Below are 20,706 nucleotides of genomic sequence, written 5' to 3'. Positions count from 1 at the left end.
CGAGTGGGGTGCGCGGGCGGGCCGGGGTCAGGCTGCAAGCGTGGTGTGCCAGGAGCTGTCGAACTGCTCCACCGGGATCGGCCGGCTGACGAAGTAGCCCTGGGCGATGTCGCAGCCCAGCGTCGCCAGCCGGTTCCAGATGTCGCGGTTTTCCACGCCTTCGGCCACCACGTGCAGTCCCAGGTTGTGCCCCAGGTCGATGGTCGAGCGTACGATCGTGTCCGACTCCTGGTCGGCGATCATGGCGCCGACGAACGACTGGTCGATCTTGATGGTGTCGGCCGGCAGCCGCTGCAGGTAGCTCAGGCTGGAATAGCCGGTGCCGAAGTCGTCCACCGCCAGTTGCACCCCGAGCGCCTTGAGCTGGTTGAGCGTCGCCAGCGCGCCGCCGGGGTCGTCCATCAGGGCGCTTTCGGTCAGCTCGAATTGCAGGTGGGCGGGGTCTATGCCCCAGGTGAGGAACAGGCCGCGGATGCGCTCGGCCAGGCGCGGGTCGAGCAGGTCGCGCGCCGACAGGTTGACCGCCAGCGGGGTGGGGCGCCCGGCCTGTTCCAGCGTGTAGATATGCCGGAAGGCCGCTTCCAGTATCCAATGCGTGAGCGAGGTGATCATGCCGGCCTGCTCCGCCAGCTTGATGAAGAGGTCGGGTTGGACCAGTCCGCGTTCGGGGTGCTGCCAGCGCACCAGCGCCTCGGCGCCGCACAGCTTGCCGGTGTCGAACTGGATCTTGGGCTGGCAGTAGAGGCGAAGCTCGTCATGCTCGATGGCATGGTGCAATTCGGCGATCAGCGAGACGTGGCGGGTGCATTCCTTGTCGAGACTGCCGTTGAAGATGGTGTAGTTCACTGCCGAACGCAGGGCCTGGCGCGACGCCATGGTGGCACGCCGCATCAGCGCGTCCGGCTCCTGGCCGTGCCCCGGAAACAGCGAGAGTCCGATACGCAGCCGCGCATCGACCTGGATACCGGCCACGGTGAGCGGCTCGTCGAACTGGCGCAACAATCGCAGCGCCTCCTGCGAGGCGCGCTCGGCGTCGGTGTTGGGCTGCAGGATGGCGAACTCGTTGTCGCTCACGCGCCCGAGGAAATACCCCTGGTCGATCTGCGGCTGCAGGCGGGCGGCCACCTGCAGCAAGAGTTCGTTGGCTTGCTGGTAGCCCAGTACGTCGTTGATCTCCCGGAACTGGGTGACGTTGAGGATGCCCACCGCGAACGGGCGGAAGGGGGGGCTCGAAGCAGCAATCATGCGCCCGAGCTGATCGAGAAACAGGGTACGGTTGGGCAGCCCGGTGAGCTGGTCGTAATACGCCATGCGGTGCATGGCCGCTTCGGCTTCCTGGTGGCGCTCCCGGCTGCGCAGGGCGCTGATGCCGTAGGCGACGTCTTCGGCCAACTCGCTGAGCACGCGCAACTCTTCCTCGCCGAAAGCGTTGTATTCGCCGGCGACAATGCTCAGGTTGCCGCCGATTTCGCCGTCGATCACCAGCGGATAGGCGCTCGCCGCGGCGTAGCCGCGCCGTTTTTGCTCCTCGAACAGTGTGGCTAGGGCGGGGTCGTTCAGGACGTCATGCCCGACCTGCGGCTTGCCGGTACGGATGGCGAGGCCGGACGGTGTGGTGCTCTGCTCGGACCAGGTCAGGTCGAGCAGTTGCAGGAAGCCTTCTTCGACGCCGGCATGGGCCATCGGCTTGATGCTCTGGTGCTCGTCGTGCTCGATGTAGCCGATCCAGGCCATGCGGTAGCCGCCTTGCTCGACGATGGCGTTGCACATGTCCTGCAGCAAGGTTTGCTCGTCCGGCGCCCGCGCCAGCGCCCGGTTGCCCGCGCTCAGGGTGCGCAGCGCACGGTACAGGCGAGCGTAGTCGTCCGGGGTGACGCAGCTGGCCCCGATCGCATCGTTTCCCGCAACCTTTGGTGTCGTCATGATCTTTGCCTCCAACCATACTTTTCAGTATAGGTGGTGTACGGCTGGGGGCAGGGAGGCGTGCCGGGCCTCGATCCGGGCGGGGCGGTCTACGGAGCGTTCGCGTCCGAATACGACCCCGCCCCAGATGGCTTACTCCGAATCAGTACTCTAGACTCACATCCGATTTGGCCTTGGTACAGCAAGTGAGCACATAGCCTTCGGCGATTTCTTCGTCCGTGATGCCGCCGTTGTGATTCATCTCCGTCTCGCCCTCCAGCACCCTCACCCGGCAGGTGCCGCAGATGCCCATGCCGCAGGCTTTGGGGATGGTGAGACCGGCACTGGCCGCGGCCGCATGCAGGGTCATCCCGCTTGCCACCTGCACCGACTTGCCGGATTCCTTGAAGCTTACGCAATGAGTGTCCTGTGCAATCTCTTCGTGTTCGTGGGCCTCGGCCGCATGCTCCTCGGCTCGCAGCCGCACCCTACCAACCGTAGGAGAGGCGCTTTCAGAATCACTCGTGATCTGTGTGTAATGCTTGGCTACAGCGTATCAAGTCTGCCCCCAGCATCCAGTTACATTTCCTGCACCCTTTCACTGACTTTTGGTAATGCATCACGGGTGCGGAGTGTTCGCGTAAATGAAGTAGGAGGATGTGGGGTACCTGAAAAGCGTGTATTGACGGGAGATTGCGGTCAGGGAAGACCCGCAACCGTCCCATTGCAGCGGCATGGAGCGTCAACAACCAGTCTCTTGGGGGACACCCCCGGACTTCCAGTGAGAACTTGACTGGCCTTGGCAAGCGTTGCAATTATCGAACGTAACAAACAGAAAGATGCTCACGATTGTGCAGGGGCATCCGGGTCATCGAAGGGAAAGACTTCACCAGCAAATGGCAATCATTTAAAGCTGCGTGGGAGGGCTATCAAGAATGGATAGTATCGTTATGGGTAACAATCATTTAGTGTCCAAGCAGAATGAAGTAGTAAAGCCATTGTCGGTTGCCTTCATACTCGCGCCTCAGTTTACGCTGAGTGCGTTTTCAAACTTCGTTGATGCGCTGAGGCTGGCAGCAGATGACGGCGACTTTAGCCGGCAGATTCGTTGCAAATGGAAAGTTTTAAGCCATGACAGTCGACCGATTGCCTCCAGTTGTGGCCTGGAGGTGATCCCCACCGCAGGGCTGGAAGATCCAAAGTCATTTGACTATATTGTCGTCGTCGGTGGTCTATTGCACTCCGGGAAGAAAATATCCAATCAATTGCTAAGCTATCTGAAAAGCGCAGCGGAATTGGGTATACCGCTTGTGGGTATTTGCACGGGAAGCTTCATATTGGCACGCGCAGGGCTGATGCAAGGCCATAATTGCTGTGTTAGTTGGTTTCACCATCAACATTTTGAGGCCGAATTTCCAAAGCTGCCGGTTAGTTCGGATGAATTATTCATCATAGATGGCAAGAGAATGACGTGTGCCGGCGGGGCGGGGGTAACGCATCTGGCTGCGCATCTCATCGAAAAACACTGTGGAAAATTCGAAGCAGCACGGGCTCTCCGCATTATGCTTGAGGAAATGCCTCTGCCGGCAGCCACTCCTCAGCCACAGCCTGTTTTGACAGAAAAAGTATCGAACCTGGTGGTGCGAAAAGCCATGCTTTTGATCGAACGCAACCTGAGTAACCCGCTTTCAATTGAGGATGTTTCTCGGAAGGTCAATGTCAGCCTTAGGCAGCTCGAAAGATTGTTTCATGTTGAGTTGGGCATGACACCTGCGTCTTTTTCCTTGAAGCTAAGGTTAAACCATGCCCGGCATTTCCTGCTTAACACCAAGCATCAAATATCTTATATTGCATTCGAGTGTGGATTTATCGGGTCTTCCCATTTTACTCGTTCTTTCAAGACGGAGTTTGGTATCACTCCGACCGAAATGAGAAATAGAGGGGCCGTTAAAAATCATGCATCATAGCGGGAGCTGATAATCCCGGGCAGCTTCTTTGGGTGCATCGAAAAGCCTTGCTTTTGAATGAGGTGGCAATCATTCACAATCGAGAGGTATTCGAAGAGCCGGAACGTTTGCATGGTATTTGTAAAAAACAGCCCGATACGGATTTTTCCAACCGTGTTAAAGAGGCTAGGGGCCTCTTTGGTTTTGAGCAGCATCAGTCCTTTCCCGTCAAGCCGCCTTTCGCCTGTGGCGGTTGTACCCTTGCTCCGCACTGTGTGATCACTGCCTTGGGCATCTTCCTGTAGGTTTCGACGTCGTTCGTGGAGAAGTCGGCGAATACGGCGCCCCGCTGCTTGGCGGCAGGGAGCCAGTGCGTGGTGCTCGCAAGGTTTTTCCATGGCCGCGACCCGGTCGAGTGGATGGATCGCCATCCATTTTTTTTTCGGGCACAACGGGTGCGATGTGATCGACAGTAACTACCGTTGCCGACCGGAGTGCGATTATCGATGTGGCTGGAGCAAATGAGGCGACCTAAGCTGGAAGCGCTCACTCCGCATTCCGGGCCGAAAATGGTGTGGGCACCGTCCGAATGGACTCTTTCTGGGGAGGTGGCTATGAAACACTGGTTGCTAGGCGGTTGCGCGGTCTTATTGGTTTGTTTGCCAACGTTGGCCGAAGAGAAGGTCGGCAAGAGCATTTTTGACGGCCCCCCGGAGCAGCGGATCGATGCCTTGGCCGAGATTCAACCCGGCCTCGGGGTCGTCATGAACGAAATCGGTACGCGGTTTGCCAACCTCTACTGGGCGGCCAACGGCGGTAACTGGGGCCTGGCCGATTATCAGTTGAAGGAGTTGCTGGAAGCCCAGGAGGTGGGCGAGGCGACGCGGCCCGGGCGGGCGCCCATGTTGAAAGCGCTTGAAGAGAATTATCTGGTACCGCTCCAGACAGCCATCAACAAGAAGGACCTCAGTCAGTTCAATCCTCGCTTTGCCGAGGCCGAAAGGGGCTGCAATGCCTGCCATACCGCGTTGGGCTATGGATTCATCCGCTATCACGTTCCCCGTAACCCGCCTTCGGGCTGGCTCGACTTCAAGCTGAAAACCTCGCCCGGTTATAAGGAAAAGACCGAGACTCAGTAAACCGATAGTTCGCGAGTACCTGGACCGCCGGGCGGAGGCCGCGGCGTAGGATGATGCTAGCGGGAGGCGGCGACCGAGAGGGCTCCGCTCCCCATATGGCAATGGCTCTCACTGGTACGGTCAGGAGCTGCCGGAATGGCGGTGCCAGCTTGCACCTGGCGGCGCGAGTCCGACATCGAGCGAGGACATCAAGGTTTCCAGCTCGCTGGTGATGTCGGCCTGGCGTTGGCGGAAGTAGGCTCGCTTCAGGCGGGTACCGGTATCATCCAGATGGTCTTGTGCCCGCTGCATCTGCGCCAGACGCCAGCGATTTTCCTGCTGCAGCGACTGGAACAGCGCGCCTAGCAACGCGACGCGCAACCACTCGGTCTGCAGCTTTGGCCGCAAGACGGCATCGGGCAGCGTGCGTAGCGGGGGCGGCCCAGGGGAGGGGGGCGGCAGTGTTGGCAGCGGCAGCAGGCGTTGCTCGCAAAGTTCATGCTCCGCATGGTGCAACACGAACAGTTCGGTCCCGGGTTCGCTGTCACTCCAGCGTGGCCACAGCATATCGAGCCAAGCCTCGATGCAGTCCGCAGCCTCTTCTGCCGTGTTGCAGCCGGGAAGAGCCTCGAACGAAAGAGGCAGCGGTTGAGTGTTCTGGCTCAGACGGTCACCCGACACGAACCAGACCGCATCCGGGTAGCGGGCACACAGCGCTGGCAAGGCGGCTTGCAGGCGCTCGTTGAAGCCGCCACAAAAGCCCCGTTCCGCTCCAATGACCAGCCACAAGGGCCGGCCTTTGCTGCTCGACGCTCCACCATGACTCTCCGCCAAGCCCTGCCGCAGCACTTCCTCCGCCCGAGCTTGCGACTGGGTCAGGCGGTTGAGCCGCTGGACTTCGGCGTAGGCAAGGTTGCGCATGGCGCCAACGATCTTGCCCAGTTCCGCAAGCATGCGCAGGTGCCCGCGCAGGGCCGCGCCGCTCATGGGCGCCCCAGCCAGGTGGCCACGCTCATCACCCACTGTTCGCGCGGCGCGGTCAGCGCCGGAGCGCTGGCGCTGTGCTGGGCCAGTTGAGCGAGAAGCGGCGCCAAGGCATTGGCATCCAGATCCAGCCAGCCTTGGTTCAGGGCAATCAGCCAAGCCATTTGGTAGGTGATCGGGCGGGGCTCCAGCCGGCTTTGCCGGAACAACTCGCGTAGCAAGTGGCCACGTGCAACGCGCTCCGCCATGCCGGGCTCCAGCCGCGTGCCGAAGCGGGTGAACATTTCCAGTTCGAGAAATTGCAGGTAGTCGAGCCGTAGCCGACCGGCTTCCCTGGCAATCGGTTTATCCTGCGCCTTGCCGCCGATGCGGGATACCGAACGGCCGATATCGATGGCGGGCAGCATGCCGGCGGCGAAAAAGGGCTGGCTCAGATAGATCTGGCCGTCGGTGATCGAGATCAGGTTGGTCGGAATATAGGCCGCCAGCTCGCCTTGCTGGGTCGGCACGATGGGTAACGCGGTCAGGCTGCCGCCGCCTTGTTCTGGCGCCAGCGTGGTAGCACGTTCAAGCAGGCGCGAGTGCAGGTAGAAAATGTCACCCGGATAGGCCTCGCGCCCGGGAGGGCGGCGCAGCAGCAGCGACAGTTCGCGATAGGCCTGGGCATGCCGGCCAAGATCATCGAACACGGTCAACACGTCGTGACCCGCGTGCATCCAGTCTTCTGCCAGTGCGCAGCCGGCGAACGGGGCCAGGTATTGAATACCGGGTAGGGCGCTCGCCTCGGCTACCACCACGGTGGTATGGGCAAGCGCGCCGGACTCCGTCAGCAGGTCGATCGCCTCGGTCACGGCGGCGCGGCGCTGGCCGATCAGCACGTAGACGCAGCGCACGTTCTGGCCGCGCTGATTGATCACTGCGTCGAGTGCCAGCGAGCTCTTTCCTGTGCCGTCGTCGCCGATGATGAGTTGGCGCTGGCCACGCCCGATCGGCAGCAGGGTGTCGATGATGGTGTTGCCGCTGTAGAGCGGGCGGCTTACTGCCGTGCGGGCGATGATGGGCGGCGAGGGGGCTTCGAGCGGGCGTCTGGTGTGGGTTTGCGGTTCTGCCTGTCCATCCAGCATGCGCCCGAGCGGGTCGATCACCCGGCCCAGCAGGGTGTCTCCGCACGAAATGGTCAGCCTGCGCCCGGAGCGGCGCACGCGAGTACCGGCGGCGACGCGGCGCGAGGAGTCGAGCAGAATGGCGCCGATCAGCTTTTCGTCGAGCTGGTCGGCGAGGGCGTAACTACCACCTTCCAGTTCGAGCAGCTCGCCGCGCCGGGCCGAGGGCAACCCACCGACCCAGGCGATGCTGTCGGCGATGCCGACGATCTCGCCGCGTTCTTCGATGGTGAGCCCGATGCCCGCGTTGGCGCTCATGCGGCACTGCCCGGGTTCGGTGCTGTCGCGGTGGTGTGCAGTCCATCAATCGACTTGGCCAGGCTGGCTTCCAGTAGGTGGCCGTCGAGCCGTACCGCCAGCCCGGCGATGAGCGCGGGGTCGCGCTGCCAGTCGAATTGAGGCGTAAAGCCGAGCAGCGTGGTCAGGGCGTTTTCGACCTGATTGCGCTGTGATTCCGTCATTTCATAGGCGCTAGCCACCTCGACGCTTGCCAAGGTGCTGGCTTGCAAGGGGCGGCGGGTCTCTTCGGGCAAGGCGGCCAGATCGGCCAGAAACAGAGCGACAATGGCGTGCTCGAGCTCCGGTCCGGCCAACCGGGTGAGATAACCGCGCAGGAAGGCTTCTGCGCGCTGCGCCGCCTCCTCATCCTGTTGTTGCGCCTGCCGGGCCTGCCAGGCCGCGAGCCTTACCTTGGCCTTGGCGCGTTCGCTGGCGAGCTCGGACGAGAGTTCCGTCAGACGCTTGGCGCGCTCGGCGTCGATCTCCGCGGCCAGCTGGTGGCGTGCGTTGTCACTTTGGCTCTCCATCTCGGCGTGCCGAGCCGCCAGTTGCCCCCGCTGGGCTTCCAGTTCGGCGCGCTCGGCCTGCAACGTCTGATAGGCCTGTTCGTGTTGCTGCTGGCGAGCCGCGATGGCTGCCTGCAGCGGTCGGTACAGAAAGCGCGTCAACAGCCACAGCAGGACCAGGAAGTTGACGATCTCCAGGATGAACGTAGTGGCGTCCAGGTCCATGGCCAGATCTCCCTCAATGCAGCAGGTATTCGAGCAGGGGGTTGCGGAACAGGATGATCAGCACCACGACCAGGCAGTAGATTGCCAACGATTCGATCATCGCCAGACCGATGAACAGGGTGCGACTGATCGCTTTCTCCGCTTCCGGCTGGCGCGCCAGCGCATCGAGCGCCTGGGCGATGGCGCGCCCCATGGCGAGGGCGGGAAAAAACACACCCAATGCGATGGCAAAACCGGCCACCACCGTGGATACCATGCTGAAAAGATGGATGTCGGTCATGTTGCGGACTCCGTGGGGGAAGGGGGTTCGGGCGGCTGTGCGGCTTCCAGCGCGCCCCCGATGTAGATCAGCGCCAGCATCCCGAAGATATAGGCCTGCACCAGCGCCTCGATCACGTGCAGCAGCAGCAAAGGCACCGGCACCAGGAAACCGGCCACCAGCAGCACCAGGAGCGCCGCCATTTCCAGGCTCATCATGTTGCCGAACAGACGCACAGCCAGCGCCAGCGTGCGCGTCAGTTCGCTGACCAGGTGAAATGGCAGCAGGATCGGACTGGGTTGAAGATAGTGGCGCAGGTAGCGGTGCCAGCCGGCGGCGCGGATGCCGTACACGTGCACGGCCAGGAATACCAGCACCGCCAGGGCGGCGGTGACCGAGAGATCGCGCGTGGGGGCCGACAGGCCCGGCACCACGCCCATCAGGTTGGCGGCGAGGATGAACAGCCACAGCGTGGCGATGAAAGGCAGTACGCGCGGCACGGCCGGCGCCGGCACGACCTCGGCCACCGCCTCGGTCATCAGCATGAGTACGGCTTCGGCTGCTATCTGCAGGCGATCCGGTCGGCCGGACAGGCGGCGGCCAAGGGCGTAGGCCAGGACGGCGAACAGTGCCGTCAGCGCGGCGGACAGGATCAGCGGCTCGCTCAGGCCGATGCCGGCCACCGTGAGCCAGACGCTGCCGGACAAGCCGTTCATTGGTCCAGCCCCTTCAGAAAGCGGTACACATTGTAGGCGCCGACGACGATGCCGAGCACGATCAGGCTGATGGTCCACCGTACCGAGTAACCCGCCAGATGGGTGTCGAGCCAGCGTCCCAGGTAGGCACCGAGCAGCAGCGGCACCACGAACAGCAAGCCGACGGTGCCGCCGATCAGGATCAGCCCGATCGGCCCGCCGGGCCGGAAGCGCCGGCGGCGCTGGAGTTGCGTTTGCAGGCTGTCGCGCAGCTTGTCGTCGCGCTGGCTCATGGGTGACGTGTCTCCGACCATTCGCGCAGGCGCTTGATCAGGGCGCGCTCGAGTTCATCACGTGCCTGTTGGTCAACGCTGCGTTCGCCTTTCTCGCGCTGGAGCAGGTGCGCCAGCTGGGCCGTCAACTGATCGTCGCGCTCGGCGCTCACGAAGCGCGTGCTCACCAGCTGAACCAGATTATGGCGGCACACCAACGCGCCGCCGCTGCAGGCGAGGTAGCGCCAACGGCCGTCGACGAAGCGGCAGCGCAGCAGGCCGGGCTGCAGTGCGGTGATCAGCGCCTCATGTCCCGGCAAGAGGCCGAACTGGCCCGTTGCATCCTCTGCCACCAGGCTGGCGATGTCTTCCAGTCGCTCCACGCTGCGTCCGTCGAGCAACTCGAGCGTCAGCGTGCTCATGTCGGCATGGCTCCGCGCATATAACACTCCTCCTCCGCCAGACGGTCGTAGGCGCCGTCGAGAAAGCGCTCGCAGTCACCCAGCGTGGTTTCCAGCGCTACCGTCACGCCGGGCTGACCGGTGTGCTCGGCAACGACCTGGAACGGCTGGGTCAGGTAGCGCTGTAGTCGGCGAGCCCGCGCCACCACGCGCCGGTCGTCGGCCGACAGTTCTTCCACGCCGAGCATGGCGATGATGTCTTCCAGTTCCTTGTAGCGGGCCAGGTGCTCTCGTACCGCGCGCGCCAGCCGGTAATGGCGTTCACCCACCCTGCGCGGGTCGAGCAGGCGGCTGCTGGAGGCGAGTGGGTCCACCGCCGGGTAGATGCCGCGCGCCGCCTGCTCGCGTGACAGGATGACACTGGCGTCCAGGTGGGCCAGGATGGCGGTCACCGCCGGGTCGCTCATGTCGTCGGCTGGCACGTACACCGCCTGTACCGAGGTGATGGCCCCGTTCCTGGTGGAGAGAATGCGTTCCTCCAGGCTGGCCACTTCGGTCAGCAGGGTGGGCTGGTAGCCCACGCTGGCGGGCATACGGCCGAGCAGCCCGGAAATCTCGGTGCCGGCCTGAACGAAGCGGTACAGGTTGTCCATCAGGAAAAGCACTTCGGCGTGGCCGTGGTCCCGCAGATATTCAGCATAGGTGAGGCCGGTGAAGCCGGCGTGGTAGCGCACGCCGGGCGACTCATCCATTTGTCCGAAAACCAGCACGGCACGAGCCATCACCTCGCTTTCGCGCATTTCATGCCATAGCTCGTGGCCTTCGCGTATCCGCTCTCCCACCCCGGCGAAGACCGACACCCCTTGGTAGAGGCTGCTCACGGCGTGCATGAACTCCATCATCAGCACGGTCTTGCCCACGCCGGCACCGCCGAACAGCCCGGTCTTGCCGCCGCGTACGAACGGACATAGCAGGTCGATCACCTTGATGCCGGTGGGCAGCATGGTTTCGGCCGGGACCGTATCGGTCAGTGGCGGCGCCGCGGACAGTATTGGGCAGAGGCGCGCCGCATTGAGTGGTGGGCCGTCGTCGAGCGGCCGGCCCAGCACGTCGAGCAGCCGCCCCAGGCAATCGTCGCCGATCGGGACCGCCAGCGGACCGCCGGTGTCGCTTACCGTCAGGCCGCGGGCGACACCGTCGGTCGGATGCAAGGCGATGGCGCGCACGCGTGTTTCGTCCAGATGCTGAAACACGACGAGTGTGATGCTCTCGCCATCCATCTGTAATGCCAGCGCCTGCCCAATGGGGGGCAGGCGCTGGAAGCGGATATCGACCACCGGTCCGCGCACGGCGAGGACGCGGCCGGGCGCGATGCCCGGTGGGGCGGGAGGAGCGGAAGTAGGGGATGTCATCATGTGTACTATAGCCATCCCGGCCGGCTGTCATATGCAGACTGCACAGGAGGAGGTTGCCGATGCCTTCTTCGCCTGACGACACCGCCCTCGTCATCGCCAGTCGCGTTCCCGTGCGGTGTCCAGCAGTGTGTGACACCTATCGCTGTCGACGGGGCGTCAGCGTTCCAGCACGTAGCGGCCGGGGGCGGCGTCCAGCGCGGGGAAGTCCGTCGTCGCCAGCGGCGGGGCGTCGACCAGTGCTCCGGCTTTCGGCTTGAGCCACGCCATCCAGTCTTCCCACCAGCTGCCCGGGTGCTCCTCGGCGCGCTGCTGCCAGTGCTCGGGGCGGTCGGAGCGGTGCGCGATGTCGGCCCAGTAGCGGCGTTTGGGCGGGGTGACCGGCGGGTTGACGATGCCGGCGATGTGCCCGGAACTCGACAGGATGAAGCGCTTCTCGCCGATGCCGTGGTTGATGATCTTGAAGGTCTGGTTCCACGGCGTGATGTGGTCGTCCTCGGCGGACACCACGTACAGCGGCTGGTCGATTGCGGCGAGGTCGAGCATCTCGCCGGCCACCGTCAGCGCGTTGGGCACGATCAGCTGGTTGTGCAGGTAGAGCTCGGTCAGGTACCAGGCGTGCATGGCCTTCGGCATGCGCGTGGTGTCCATGTTCCAGTACAGCACGTCGAAGGCGGGCAGCGTTTCGCCGTACAGCCAGCCATGTACCACGTAGTGCCAGATCAGGCTGTTGGTGCGCAGCAGGCGGAACGCCGCGGCCATGTCCTTGCCGTCGAGGAAGCCCTGCTGCTCCATCCGCGCGCACAGGTGGCGCACGCTGGCGTCGTCGATGAAGACTTCGATGTCGCCCGGTTTGTGGAAGTCGACCAGCGTGGTGAGCAAGGTGGCGTCGGCCACGGGCGTGGCGTCCGCGCCGTAGTGCCGGTTGGCCCAGGCCAGGTACATCGCCAGCGCGGTGCCGCCGATGCAGTAGCCGACGGCGTGGACCTTGGCGGCGCCGCTGAACTGGCGGGCCAGCTGCATGATGGTGTCGACGCCCTCGGTGAGGTAGTCGTCGAAGCGCACCTCGCTCATCGAGGCGTCCGGGTTCTTCCAACTGGTGATGAAAACGTCCAACCCCTGATCGAGCAGGAAGCGGATCATGCTGTTTTTCGGGGTGAGGTCGAGCACGTAGAACTTGTTGATCCACGGCGTGACGATCACCACCGGCTCGGCGTGTACCTGCGGCTGGCGTGGGGCGTAGTGGATCACCTCGAGCAGGCGGTTGCGGTACACCACGGCACCGGGTGTGGTGGCGAGATTGACGCCGACCGCGAAATCCTCCGGGTCGGTCATGCGCACGCTGCCGGCCCGGGCATCGGCGAGGAAGTTCTGGAATCCCTGCGCCAGGCTCTCGCCATGGCTCTCCAACGCCTTGCGCAGCGCCACCGGGTTGCTCCACAGGTAGTTGGTGGGGGCGGCCGCGTTCAGCCAGTTGCGCCACCAGAAGGCGGCGCGCCGGCGTTCCTTGTCCGCGAGGCCGGGGGTGTCGTAGAGCATGTCCTGGGTATGGCGGGTGTAGACCAGATACCACTCCTTGACCAGATCCCACGCCGGCGACTCGGACCAGATCGGGTCGGCGAAGCGGGTGTCGTCGGCCTTGGCCGGGATCGGATCGGCGTCGGCCAAGCCGAGCTGGCGCAGCCAGCTGTGCCGCTGCAGCTGCCACAGGTCGGATGAGAGCCGGGTCAGGCGCGCGGCCAGCTCCTGCGGGTGCAGCAGCCAGCCGAGCTGCGCCTGCATGATCGGGGTGGCGATGCCGAGCGGGTCGAGGGTGCCGGTTCCGTCCATCCGCGCTTCCGACGCGTGCGGGGCGGACTGCGCGTCGTCCGCTGGCATGGCTGGCGGGCGACCCGGTTTGGGCGATGCGCCTGCGGAAGAACGCGGTGTGGTCATGATCGTTACCCTTCAAAGCCGCTTTAAGGTTTGTTCCCGCCGCAAGAAGACCGTGAACAGGCTCTTGGTCCAGGTCTGAGGTGCGACGTTGTGCCTGGGGCATGTGCTTGCCCGCCGGCTGACGACGCCGTGCTCCTGTGCCTGCACCGGGTGTGAGCGGTGCGCGGTATGGTGCGAGAGTGAAGTTAATTAAAGAACCTTAAACTGATTAATTCAATCTGCTGGCACGCCGCCGCTGCACCGGCCCCCCATCCCGTCCTGGCCACCGCGCCTGTCATGTCTGTGGCACCTGTCGCAACCCGGCCGTAGCAATGCGACAGCTGTCGCAGCTTTCCTTCCCTCGTTTTTCCAGATTTCCCCTCCGGGGTTGGCGCTGGCAGTGCGTTCTGGATGCCGGTTCGCCCTGTTTTTTCTATGCAACTATCTGATATTTAAGAAGATAAATGGATTTTCGCGTCGCTGGCTGGCCGTCGCGCTGGAGCTGGCACCGTTCTTGCCATTAAGGGATCAGGAGCTCGGTGTCCGTGACAGTCGCGCAGTGCGTCGACGAGAGGCTCCGGCAACACGTTCGCAAAGGAGGACGAGACATGGAAACGACATCAGACCGCCTGCTCTGGATGTACCGGACGATGGTGGAGATTCGCGAATACGAAGAGACCATGGTCAAGGTCTATCTGGAGGGCAAGCTGCCGCCCAAGATCCAGAAGGGGTTGGCCTTCGATATCGGCGCCGGGCCGGTGCCGGGCGAGATGCACCTGGCAGCCGGGCAGGAGCCGGTGGCGGTGGGCGTGTGCGCCCACTTGCGCGACGAGGACAGCGTGGTCGGCGCGCACCGTCCGCACCACTTCGCCATCGCCAAGGGCGTGCCGCTGAACGAGATGACCGCCGAGATGTTCGGCAAGGTCACCGGGCTCGGGCGCGGCAAGGGCGGGCACATGCACCTGTTCGATCCTGCGCACAAGTTCAGCTGCAGCGGCATCGTCGGTGCCGGTGCGCCGCAAGCCTGCGGCGCGGCGTTGGCGGCGAAGAAGCTCGGCAAGGACTGGGTGGCGATCGCCTTCTTCGGCGAGGGCGCGGCCAACCAGGGTGCCTTCCACGAGGCCTTGAACCTGGCGGCGCTGTGGAAGCTGCCGGTGGTGTTCGTGTGCGAGGACAACAAGTACGGCATCTCGGTGGAGAAGGGCGATTCCACCGCCATCGCTAGCAACGCCGACCGCGCTGCTGGGTACGGTATGCCGGGCGTGCTGGTGGACAAGAACGACGCGCTGGCGGTGTTCGAGGCGGCCGGCGTCGCCATCGACCGCGCCCGCCGCGGCGAGGGGCCGACGCTGATCGAGGTCAAGACCGACCGCTACTACGGCCACTTCCAGGGCGACCCGGAAACCTACCGTCCCAAGGGCGAGGTGAAGGCGCTGCGCGAACACGACCCGATTCCGGCGCTGGGTGCCGTGCTGCGCGAGCAGGGCTTGCTCGACGACGCGCGCGACGCCGAGTTGCGCGAGGCGATCAGGACCAAGGTGCAGGCGGCGTTCGACTTCGCCCGCCACAGCCCCTACCCGGACGTGGCGGAAGCCCACCGGCACGTGTTCGTCGATTAAGTCAGCGCACAGCGAGGAGAGAGAGCATGACTACGCAACAGAAAACCCGCACGCTGACCATGGCGCAGGCCATTTCCGAAGCCATCGGCCAGGAGATGGAGCGCGACGAGCGCGTGTTCGTGATGGGCGAGGACGTCGGCAAATACGGCGGCATCTTCAGCGCCACCACCGGCCTTTACGAGCGTTTCGGCAAGGAACGCATCATGGACACGCCGATTTCCGAGACCGCCTTCATGGGCGCGGCGATCGGCGCCGCCGCCGAGGGCCTGCGCCCGATCGCCGAATTGATGTTCGTCGACTTCTTCGGCGTCTGTTTCGACCAGATCTACAACCATCTCGCCAAGAACACCTACATGGCGGGCGGCAACCTCAAGCTGCCGGCGGTGGTGATGACCGGCATCGGCGGCGGCTACAACGACGCCGCGCAGCACTCGCAGTGCCTCTACGCCAGCTTCGCCCACATGCCGGGGATGAAGGTGGTGGTGCCGTCCAACGCCTACGACGCCAAGGGCCTGATGATCCAGGCGATCCGCGACGACAACCCGGTGGTGTTCTGCTACCACAAGGGCATCATGGGCCTGTCGTGGATGTCCTACTTCGAGGGCAGCACCAACGAAGTCCCCGAGGAAGCCTACGCCATCCCGTTCGGCCAGGCGCGCGTGGTGCGCGAGGGCTCGGATGTCACCATCGTCACGCTGAGCCAGATGGTGCAGAAGGCGGTGCTGGCGGCCGACACGTTGGCCGAAGAGGGCATCAGCGCCGAGATCATCGACCTCAGGACCATCGTCCCGCTCGACACCGAGACCGTGCTCGCCTCGGTCGCCAAGACCGGGCGCCTTTTGGTGGCGGACGAGGACTACCTGCACTTCGGCCTCTCCGGCGAGATCGCCGCGCTGGTGGCCGAGCATCTCGACACCGTTCGCCTGAAGGCCCCGGTGCGCCGCCTCGCGGTCGACGCCGTGCCGATCCCGTTCAGCCGCCCGCTCGAACAGCACGTCATCCCGCAGGTCGACGGCATCGTCGCCGCGGTCAAGGCACAACTGGCAACCTCCATCGGACTGTGAAAGGAACAAACATGATCGACATCATTCTGGACGACGCGGCCTGGGCCGACGTGGAAGACGGCACCGAGGCGCTGGTGGACGAGTGGACGGTGGCGGTGGGCGACCGCGTCGCCGCCGGCCAAGTGCTGGGTACCGTCGAGCTGGTCAAGACCAGTCACGAGCTGATGGCACCGGTAGACGCCACCGTGGCGGCGATCAAGGTGGCGGCGCAGGAGACCTTTCCGCGCGGCGCGGTGCTGATCGTGCTGGAGGACTAGGCCATGTCCACCGCTGTAGAAACGGCACCACCGGCAGTGAAGCGCATCCCGCTCACCGGCCTGCGCGGCGCCATCGCCCGCAATATGAGCCAGGGCTGGCAGGTCCCGCGCGTGGCGATGTGGGCCGAGGTCGACGTCACCGCGTGCCAGCTCAAACGCGCCCGGCTGATGACCGAGCATCCCGGCTTCAAGGTCACGCTCACCGCCTTCGTGCTGCGCGCGCTGGCGCTGACCCTGCGCGAGCACCCGCACCTCAACGCGCTGATGCGCGACAAGGAGGTGGAACTGGTCGACGACATCAACCTCGCGCTGGCGGTGAGCGTGCCGGGCGGACTGATGGCGCCGGTGATCCGCCAGGCCGACAACCTGTCGGTGCTGGAACTGGCCGCCGAGTCACGCTGGCTGGCCGAGGGCGCGCGCAACGGCAGCCTCGGCGCCGGGGTGTTCCAGCGCGGCACCTTCACCGTCACCAACCTCGGCATGACCGACATCGACGGCTTCTCGCCGGTGATCAACCCGCCGCAGGTCGCCATCCTCGGCGTCAGCCGGGTGATCGATAAGCCGGTGGTGCGCCACGGCGGTATCGTCGCGGCGCCGCTGATGGGGCTGAGCCTGGTGTTCGACCACCGCGCCGTGGACGGCTACCCGGCGGCGCTGTTCCTGGGCGACCTCAAGCGCCGCCTGGAAAGCGCCGAGGAGCTCTAGCCATGGACGCGCCGCTGACGCTGGACATCGTCTCGGCCGAGGAGGAGCAGGCCTGGAACCGGCGCCACCTGGCCGAACCGGTGACGGCCCCGGCCATCCGCTTCTGGGGCTATCGCGAGCCGGCGCTGGTGCTGGGCTGCTCGCAGCGCCGCGCCATCTCGGCGGAGACGGTGCGTGAGCGTGCCGGGCTCGATCTCGCCGCGCGCGATGCCGGCGGCGGTGCGGTGCTGGTCGGGCCGTGGATGCTGAGCGCCTCGATCCTGCTGCCGCTCGGCCACCGCTACGCGCAGCAGCCACCGGCGCTGAGCTACCACTGGCTGGGCGAGGCCTACCGCGCGGTGCTGGCAGAAGTCGGCATCGCCAGCGAGGTGCTGACCCCCGAGACGGCGCGCCGCTTGCAGCGCGAGGCCGACCCGGATATCGGCTGGGCCTGCTACGGCGGCTTCTCGCCCGGCGAGGTGGTGGTGGGGCGGCGCAAGCTGGTGGGGCTCGCCCAGGTGCGTCGTGCCAAGGGGGTGCTGTTCGTGGCCGGCCTGCTGTTTGGCCGGACCGACTGGACCCTGCTGTGCCGCGCCTTCGGACGCCCGCCAGGCGAGGCGCAGCGGCTGGCCGACGGCAACACCTGCTGCGTGGACGAGGCCGGAGAGACGTTGTCGCCGCTGGCTTTGCTGTGCTCTTTGCAGCAGAGGCTGTGGGCGAGCCTGGGGGTCCCGTCCGGTCCGGATGAGCCATGGTGACCGGCTTGCCCGGCCCGACCTGAAAGGTGAGTGCAAGGGTAGTGCGAGCAACAGCGGGCGTCGCCGACGCCTGCCAAATCATAAGGAGGGACAGCATGTCTTTGTTGAAAGATCCGGAGTTGAAACAGTCCAGACCGTCCACAGCCGGCCTTCCCGGCATGCGCGGATTGCAGCATATCGGCATCACGGTGCCGAACCTGCAAGAGGCGGTGGATTTCTTCGTCGAGGTGCTCGGGTGCGAGCCGTACTTCACGTTTGGCCCGTTCAAATTCGACGACGACTGGATGACGCGGCACCTCAACGTTCATCCTCGTGCCGAAATCCGGGATTTCCAGATGGTTCGCTGCGGCAACGGCACCAATCTGGAAATCTTCGAATACGCCGCGCCGGACCAAAACACCAGGCTGCCCCGCAACAGCGATGTCGGTGGGCATCATCTGGCTTTTTATGTCGATGATATGGACCAGGCCGTGGCCTATCTCAAGTCACGCCATGTCACGGTACTGGATACACCCAGCACGTTTACGGACGGTCCCGCCGCCGGACTGACCTGGGTCTATTTTCTCGCCCCTTGGGGGTTGCAGCTGGAATTGGTGAGTTTTCCGGCCGGTATGGGGTACGAGCGGGACCAGTCGCGCCTGCTGTGGGACCCCCGGTTCCCGGAAAGATGACCGCTCGTTTAGGCATCGGGTGATGGTGGAGTATTGGGCGCTCGTCGGGGCGCCTTTTTTTACTGCAGGCGGAAAAAGGAGCAGGCCATGGGGTCGTTCAGCATCATGCATTGGGTCGTCGCCTTGCTGGTCATCGTGTTGCTATTCGGGACCAAAAAATTGCGCCATGTCGGTGAGGATTTGGGTGGGGCCGTACGGGGGTTTAAGAAGGGTATGGGGGAAGAAAACAAAGAGGGTGAAAAAGGCGGCAAATAAACCGCGGGTTGCTCTGAAAGATGAGGGCGATGGGCTCGTCCACGCACCGAGGTGGCCGTGGACGAGCATCATTCTGACGAACAGGCCTACTTCGGTTGCGGGCTGACGATAATCTTCACGTTCCTGTCCTTATTGGCGACCAGTTCCTTGAAGCCTTTTTCGACAATATCCTCGAGATGAATCCTGCCGGTAATCAGCGGGGTGACATCGAAGCGGCCATCGCTGATCAGGTCGATGACATGGGCGAATTCGCCGGCGTAGGCGAGGGAGCCAATGACCTGTTTCTCGGTGGCGACCAGATCGAAGAAATTGAACTGGCTCGGCTCTTCGAAAATGCCGACCAGTATCGCTTTGCCGCCCTTGCGGATCACCTCGACCGCAAGCGGCCCGGTGGCCTTGTGCCCGATGCATTCGAAAGAAATATCGGCGCCGTAGCCGCCCGTCATTTCCTTGATGACGGCCACGGCATCGCATTGCGAGGTATCGAGCACCTGCGTGGCGCCGACTTCCAGCGCCTTGCGCTTGCGGGCATCAGCCATTTCCAGGGTGATGATCTTGCTGGCGCCCGCCGCCCGGGCCGCCATGATGGTACACAAGCCGATGGTGCCGGCGCCGATCACCACCACCGTCTTGCCGACCAGCGAGCCGGCCTGCTTGACGGCGTGCACCCCCACGGCCAAAGGCTCGATCAACGCGCCGGCCTCGGGCGGGAAGTGCTCCGGCAAGGGATACAACAGGTTGGCCGGCACGTTCACGTATTGGGCGAAGGCGCCATTGGTCATCAGTCCCGTAAACGCCAGGCTTTCGCATAAATTGTATTGGCCGTGCTGGCAATAATGACATTGGCCGCAATGCTGGCAGGCGTCGGCCGCCACCCGTTGCCCTGTCCTGAAACCACTGACACCGCTGCCGATTTCGGTAATCTCGCCACAAAATTCATGGCCAAGAATGCACTGGCCCTTATGTCCGGTCAGCGGATGCGGCGTGTCGACCGGGATGAAAATCGGTCCAGCCAGATATTCGTGCAGATCCGAACCACATATGCCGCACCATTCGACCCGGATCTGGACGTGACCAGGGCCTGGGGGGAGCGGAAGGGGAACATCGCTGACGCGAATATCGTTTTTACCGTGCCACACCGCTGCACGCATGGTAGGCATCGATTCAGGATGATTCATGGTTGTCTCCTCGATTTGGTTTGAACGGCCACTGCATTAAGGCAGGTTGGCCGAAGAGGCTTTATGCAATCCATATGCCAGATTCGAGCAGACATAAATTAGCACTCACTCAAGCCGGTTAATCCATTCAAAACCGGCATAGAGCGTGGGGCGGTCTAGTGATTCATCTTGTCTCCTGAGTCATTTCATCTGTTACACCTGTCGCATCGAGCTACTGAATAAGCAACAGGTGTCGCTTCCTATTTGGTGGGCGTTGCCATATCAACCTCGCTTCAAGCTTTCTGTACGCCCGATTGATGGGGTTTCGCCGTGTAATCAATTGAAATTCATCACGTTTTCGGCGTTGCTAAGGCGGATGTAAAAACTGGCACCGATTTTGCTGATTGAACTGGGCTTCAGGTTAATTCAGATAAGGCCAGGGTTATTCCCCGTCCCTATTGCCCGGCGCCCACCAAGCGCGGTTGAAGCGAGGAGGGCACCCCTAAAACGGATGGTGCCGTCACGACAGGCTGATTCAGCCTGATTTGGAGATTGGGAGAGACAAAGATGACAACATCGATTGACGAAACCGGCTTGAGCCGGCGCAGCTTCCTCAAGGGCAGCGGGCTGGCCGCGCTCGGCGTCACCCTGGTGCCGCTGTCGGCGCTGCTGGTCAGCCCGAATGCCATGGCGGCCAAGCCGTTCAAGACGCTCAGCCCGGCCACGGCCAAAACCCTGGAAAAAATGGCGCGGGATATCTTCCCCCACGACAAACTGGCCGACCCGTACTACCGCCAAGCCATCGCGCCGCTGGATGCCGAGGCCGGCAAAAATGCGGCGACCGCCAGCTTGCTGGCCGACGGCGTGAGCGCGCTTGATGCCTCCGCACGCCAGCGTTATGGGCGCCCCTACACCGCGGTCGCCAAGGAAGAAGATCGTGTGGCGCTGCTCAAGGCCATCGAATCCGGCCCCTTCTTCCAGAAGGTGCGCGGCAACCTGGTGACCGGGCTCTACAACAACAAGGCGCTGTGGCCGCAGTTCGGCTATGAAGGCTCGTCCTGGGAGAAGGGCGGCTACCTGCATCGCGGTTTCGACGACATCGACTGGCTGTAAGCGGCCAATAAGCACAAGCCGGCGTTCACGGGCGACCGGCACGCTGAGGAGA

At 63.7% G+C, this 20,706-nt stretch carries 23 protein-coding genes; 10 read left to right on the top strand and 13 right to left on the bottom strand.

Annotated features, from left to right (window positions below):
* Window positions 1-27 precede the first annotated feature (27 nt).
* Window positions 28-1,923: a putative bifunctional diguanylate cyclase/phosphodiesterase gene (locus AC3WG5_RS05170; RefSeq protein WP_492568043.1), complete on the bottom strand. Its 1,896-nt coding sequence runs from the start codon at window positions 1,921-1,923 to the stop codon at window positions 28-30.
* 142 nt (window positions 1,924-2,065) lie between these two features.
* A complete protein-coding gene (locus AC3WG5_RS05165) occupies window positions 2,066-2,389 on the bottom strand; it encodes a 2Fe-2S iron-sulfur cluster-binding protein (protein WP_492568042.1) in 324 nt (107 codons plus the stop codon).
* A 448-nt stretch (window positions 2,390-2,837) separates the two neighbouring features.
* Between AC3WG5_RS05165 and AC3WG5_RS05160 the strand changes: the two genes are divergently transcribed.
* Entirely contained in the window at window positions 2,838-3,869 is a 1,032-nt protein-coding gene (locus AC3WG5_RS05160; RefSeq protein WP_492568041.1) for a GlxA family transcriptional regulator, read from the top strand.
* On the opposite strand, the gene AC3WG5_RS05155 is transcribed toward AC3WG5_RS05160, so the two are convergent.
* A complete protein-coding gene (locus AC3WG5_RS05155; protein ID WP_492568040.1) occupies window positions 3,857-4,063 on the bottom strand; it encodes a hypothetical protein in 207 nt (68 codons plus the stop codon). The genes AC3WG5_RS05160 and AC3WG5_RS05155 overlap by 13 nt on opposite strands.
* Window positions 4,064-4,462: 399 nt before the next feature.
* Here AC3WG5_RS05155 and AC3WG5_RS05150 point away from each other — a divergent pair, with 399 nt between their 5' ends.
* On the top strand, window positions 4,463-4,987 hold the full coding sequence (locus tag AC3WG5_RS05150; protein ID WP_492568039.1) for a hypothetical protein: 525 nt from the start codon (window positions 4,463-4,465) through the stop codon (window positions 4,985-4,987).
* A gap of 120 nt (window positions 4,988-5,107) precedes the next feature.
* Here the strand turns inward: AC3WG5_RS05150 and AC3WG5_RS05145 are convergent, their stop codons facing one another.
* The 9 genes from AC3WG5_RS05145 to AC3WG5_RS05105 form a co-directional block, all read right to left on the bottom strand.
* The gene (locus AC3WG5_RS05145; protein WP_492568038.1) at window positions 5,108-5,953 is read right to left on the bottom strand and encodes a F0F1 ATP synthase subunit gamma; all 846 of its coding nucleotides are present in this window, start codon (window positions 5,951-5,953) and stop codon (window positions 5,108-5,110) included.
* The gene (locus AC3WG5_RS05140) at window positions 5,950-7,371 is read right to left on the bottom strand and encodes a F0F1 ATP synthase subunit alpha (protein ID WP_492568037.1); all 1,422 of its coding nucleotides are present in this window, start codon (window positions 7,369-7,371) and stop codon (window positions 5,950-5,952) included. Before AC3WG5_RS05140 ends, AC3WG5_RS05145 begins: the two co-directional genes overlap by 4 nt.
* Window positions 7,368-8,123 carry a F0F1 ATP synthase subunit delta gene (locus AC3WG5_RS05135; RefSeq protein WP_492568036.1) on the bottom strand — a complete coding sequence of 252 codons (756 nt, stop codon included), beginning with the start codon at window positions 8,121-8,123 and terminating at the stop codon, window positions 7,368-7,370. Before AC3WG5_RS05135 ends, AC3WG5_RS05140 begins: the two co-directional genes overlap by 4 nt.
* 13 nt (window positions 8,124-8,136) lie before the next feature.
* Window positions 8,137-8,403, bottom strand: coding sequence for a F0F1 ATP synthase subunit C (locus AC3WG5_RS05130; protein WP_492568035.1), 267 nt, complete (start codon window positions 8,401-8,403; stop codon window positions 8,137-8,139).
* Window positions 8,400-9,098 (bottom strand): F0F1 ATP synthase subunit A, encoded by a 699-nt coding sequence (locus AC3WG5_RS05125; protein ID WP_492568034.1) that lies wholly within the window; start codon window positions 9,096-9,098, stop codon window positions 8,400-8,402. The genes AC3WG5_RS05130 and AC3WG5_RS05125 overlap by 4 nt, the downstream gene beginning before the upstream one ends.
* On the bottom strand, window positions 9,095-9,370 hold the full coding sequence (locus tag AC3WG5_RS05120) for an AtpZ/AtpI family protein (protein ID WP_014087530.1): 276 nt from the start codon (window positions 9,368-9,370) through the stop codon (window positions 9,095-9,097). The genes AC3WG5_RS05125 and AC3WG5_RS05120 overlap by 4 nt, the downstream gene beginning before the upstream one ends.
* Window positions 9,367-9,771 carry a FoF1 ATP synthase subunit delta/epsilon gene (locus AC3WG5_RS05115; RefSeq protein WP_492568033.1) on the bottom strand — a complete coding sequence of 135 codons (405 nt, stop codon included), beginning with the start codon at window positions 9,769-9,771 and terminating at the stop codon, window positions 9,367-9,369. The genes AC3WG5_RS05120 and AC3WG5_RS05115 overlap by 4 nt, the downstream gene beginning before the upstream one ends.
* Window positions 9,768-11,162: a F0F1 ATP synthase subunit beta gene (gene atpD, locus AC3WG5_RS05110; RefSeq protein ID WP_492568044.1), complete on the bottom strand. Its 1,395-nt coding sequence runs from the start codon at window positions 11,160-11,162 to the stop codon at window positions 9,768-9,770. The genes AC3WG5_RS05115 and atpD overlap by 4 nt, the downstream gene beginning before the upstream one ends.
* Window positions 11,163-11,321: 159 nt before the next feature.
* The gene (locus AC3WG5_RS05105) at window positions 11,322-12,992 is read right to left on the bottom strand and encodes a PHA/PHB synthase family protein (protein ID WP_492568032.1); all 1,671 of its coding nucleotides are present in this window, start codon (window positions 12,990-12,992) and stop codon (window positions 11,322-11,324) included.
* Window positions 12,993-13,684: 692 nt separating this feature from the next.
* Here AC3WG5_RS05105 and AC3WG5_RS05100 point away from each other — a divergent pair.
* The 7 genes from AC3WG5_RS05100 (at window position 13,685) to tatA (ending at window position 18,384) form a co-directional block, all read left to right on the top strand.
* Complete coding sequence (locus AC3WG5_RS05100) at window positions 13,685-14,695, top strand: thiamine pyrophosphate-dependent dehydrogenase E1 component subunit alpha (RefSeq protein ID WP_492568031.1); 1,011 nt, start codon at window positions 13,685-13,687, stop codon at window positions 14,693-14,695.
* Between the two features lie 26 nt (window positions 14,696-14,721).
* The gene (locus tag AC3WG5_RS05095; protein ID WP_492568030.1) at window positions 14,722-15,759 is read left to right on the top strand and encodes an alpha-ketoacid dehydrogenase subunit beta; all 1,038 of its coding nucleotides are present in this window, start codon (window positions 14,722-14,724) and stop codon (window positions 15,757-15,759) included.
* Window positions 15,760-15,770: 11 nt separating this feature from the next.
* Complete coding sequence (locus AC3WG5_RS05090) at window positions 15,771-16,016, top strand: lipoyl domain-containing protein (protein ID WP_014087524.1); 246 nt, start codon at window positions 15,771-15,773, stop codon at window positions 16,014-16,016.
* Between the two features lie 3 nt (window positions 16,017-16,019).
* Window positions 16,020-16,721, top strand: a complete 702-nt coding sequence (locus tag AC3WG5_RS05085) for a dihydrolipoamide acetyltransferase family protein (RefSeq protein WP_492568029.1) — start codon at window positions 16,020-16,022, stop codon at window positions 16,719-16,721.
* A gap of 2 nt (window positions 16,722-16,723) precedes the next feature.
* Window positions 16,724-17,458, top strand: a complete 735-nt coding sequence (locus tag AC3WG5_RS05080; protein ID WP_492568028.1) for a lipoate--protein ligase family protein — start codon at window positions 16,724-16,726, stop codon at window positions 17,456-17,458.
* Window positions 17,459-17,553: 95 nt separating this feature from the next.
* Window positions 17,554-18,129, top strand: a complete 576-nt coding sequence (locus AC3WG5_RS05075; RefSeq protein WP_482581274.1) for a VOC family protein — start codon at window positions 17,554-17,556, stop codon at window positions 18,127-18,129.
* Window positions 18,130-18,216: 87 nt separating this feature from the next.
* Window positions 18,217-18,384, top strand: coding sequence for a Sec-independent protein translocase subunit TatA (gene tatA, locus AC3WG5_RS05070; RefSeq protein WP_492568027.1), 168 nt, complete (start codon window positions 18,217-18,219; stop codon window positions 18,382-18,384).
* An 86-nt stretch (window positions 18,385-18,470) separates the two neighbouring features.
* Here the strand turns inward: tatA and AC3WG5_RS05065 are convergent, their stop codons facing one another.
* Window positions 18,471-19,562 (bottom strand): 2,3-butanediol dehydrogenase, encoded by a 1,092-nt coding sequence (locus AC3WG5_RS05065; RefSeq protein WP_492568026.1) that lies wholly within the window; start codon window positions 19,560-19,562, stop codon window positions 18,471-18,473.
* Window positions 19,563-20,108: 546 nt separating this feature from the next.
* On the opposite strand from AC3WG5_RS05065, the gene AC3WG5_RS05060 reads away from it, so the two are divergent.
* Window positions 20,109-20,654: a gluconate 2-dehydrogenase subunit 3 family protein gene (locus AC3WG5_RS05060; protein ID WP_014087518.1), complete on the top strand. Its 546-nt coding sequence runs from the start codon at window positions 20,109-20,111 to the stop codon at window positions 20,652-20,654.
* Window positions 20,655-20,706: the final 52 nt, after the last annotated feature.

The sequence above is a fragment of the Pseudogulbenkiania sp. FW507-F1 genome (assembly GCF_058781125.1).
Note: the sequence above shows the minus strand (reverse complement) of the source record. Positions and strands in the feature narration are given on the sequence as shown.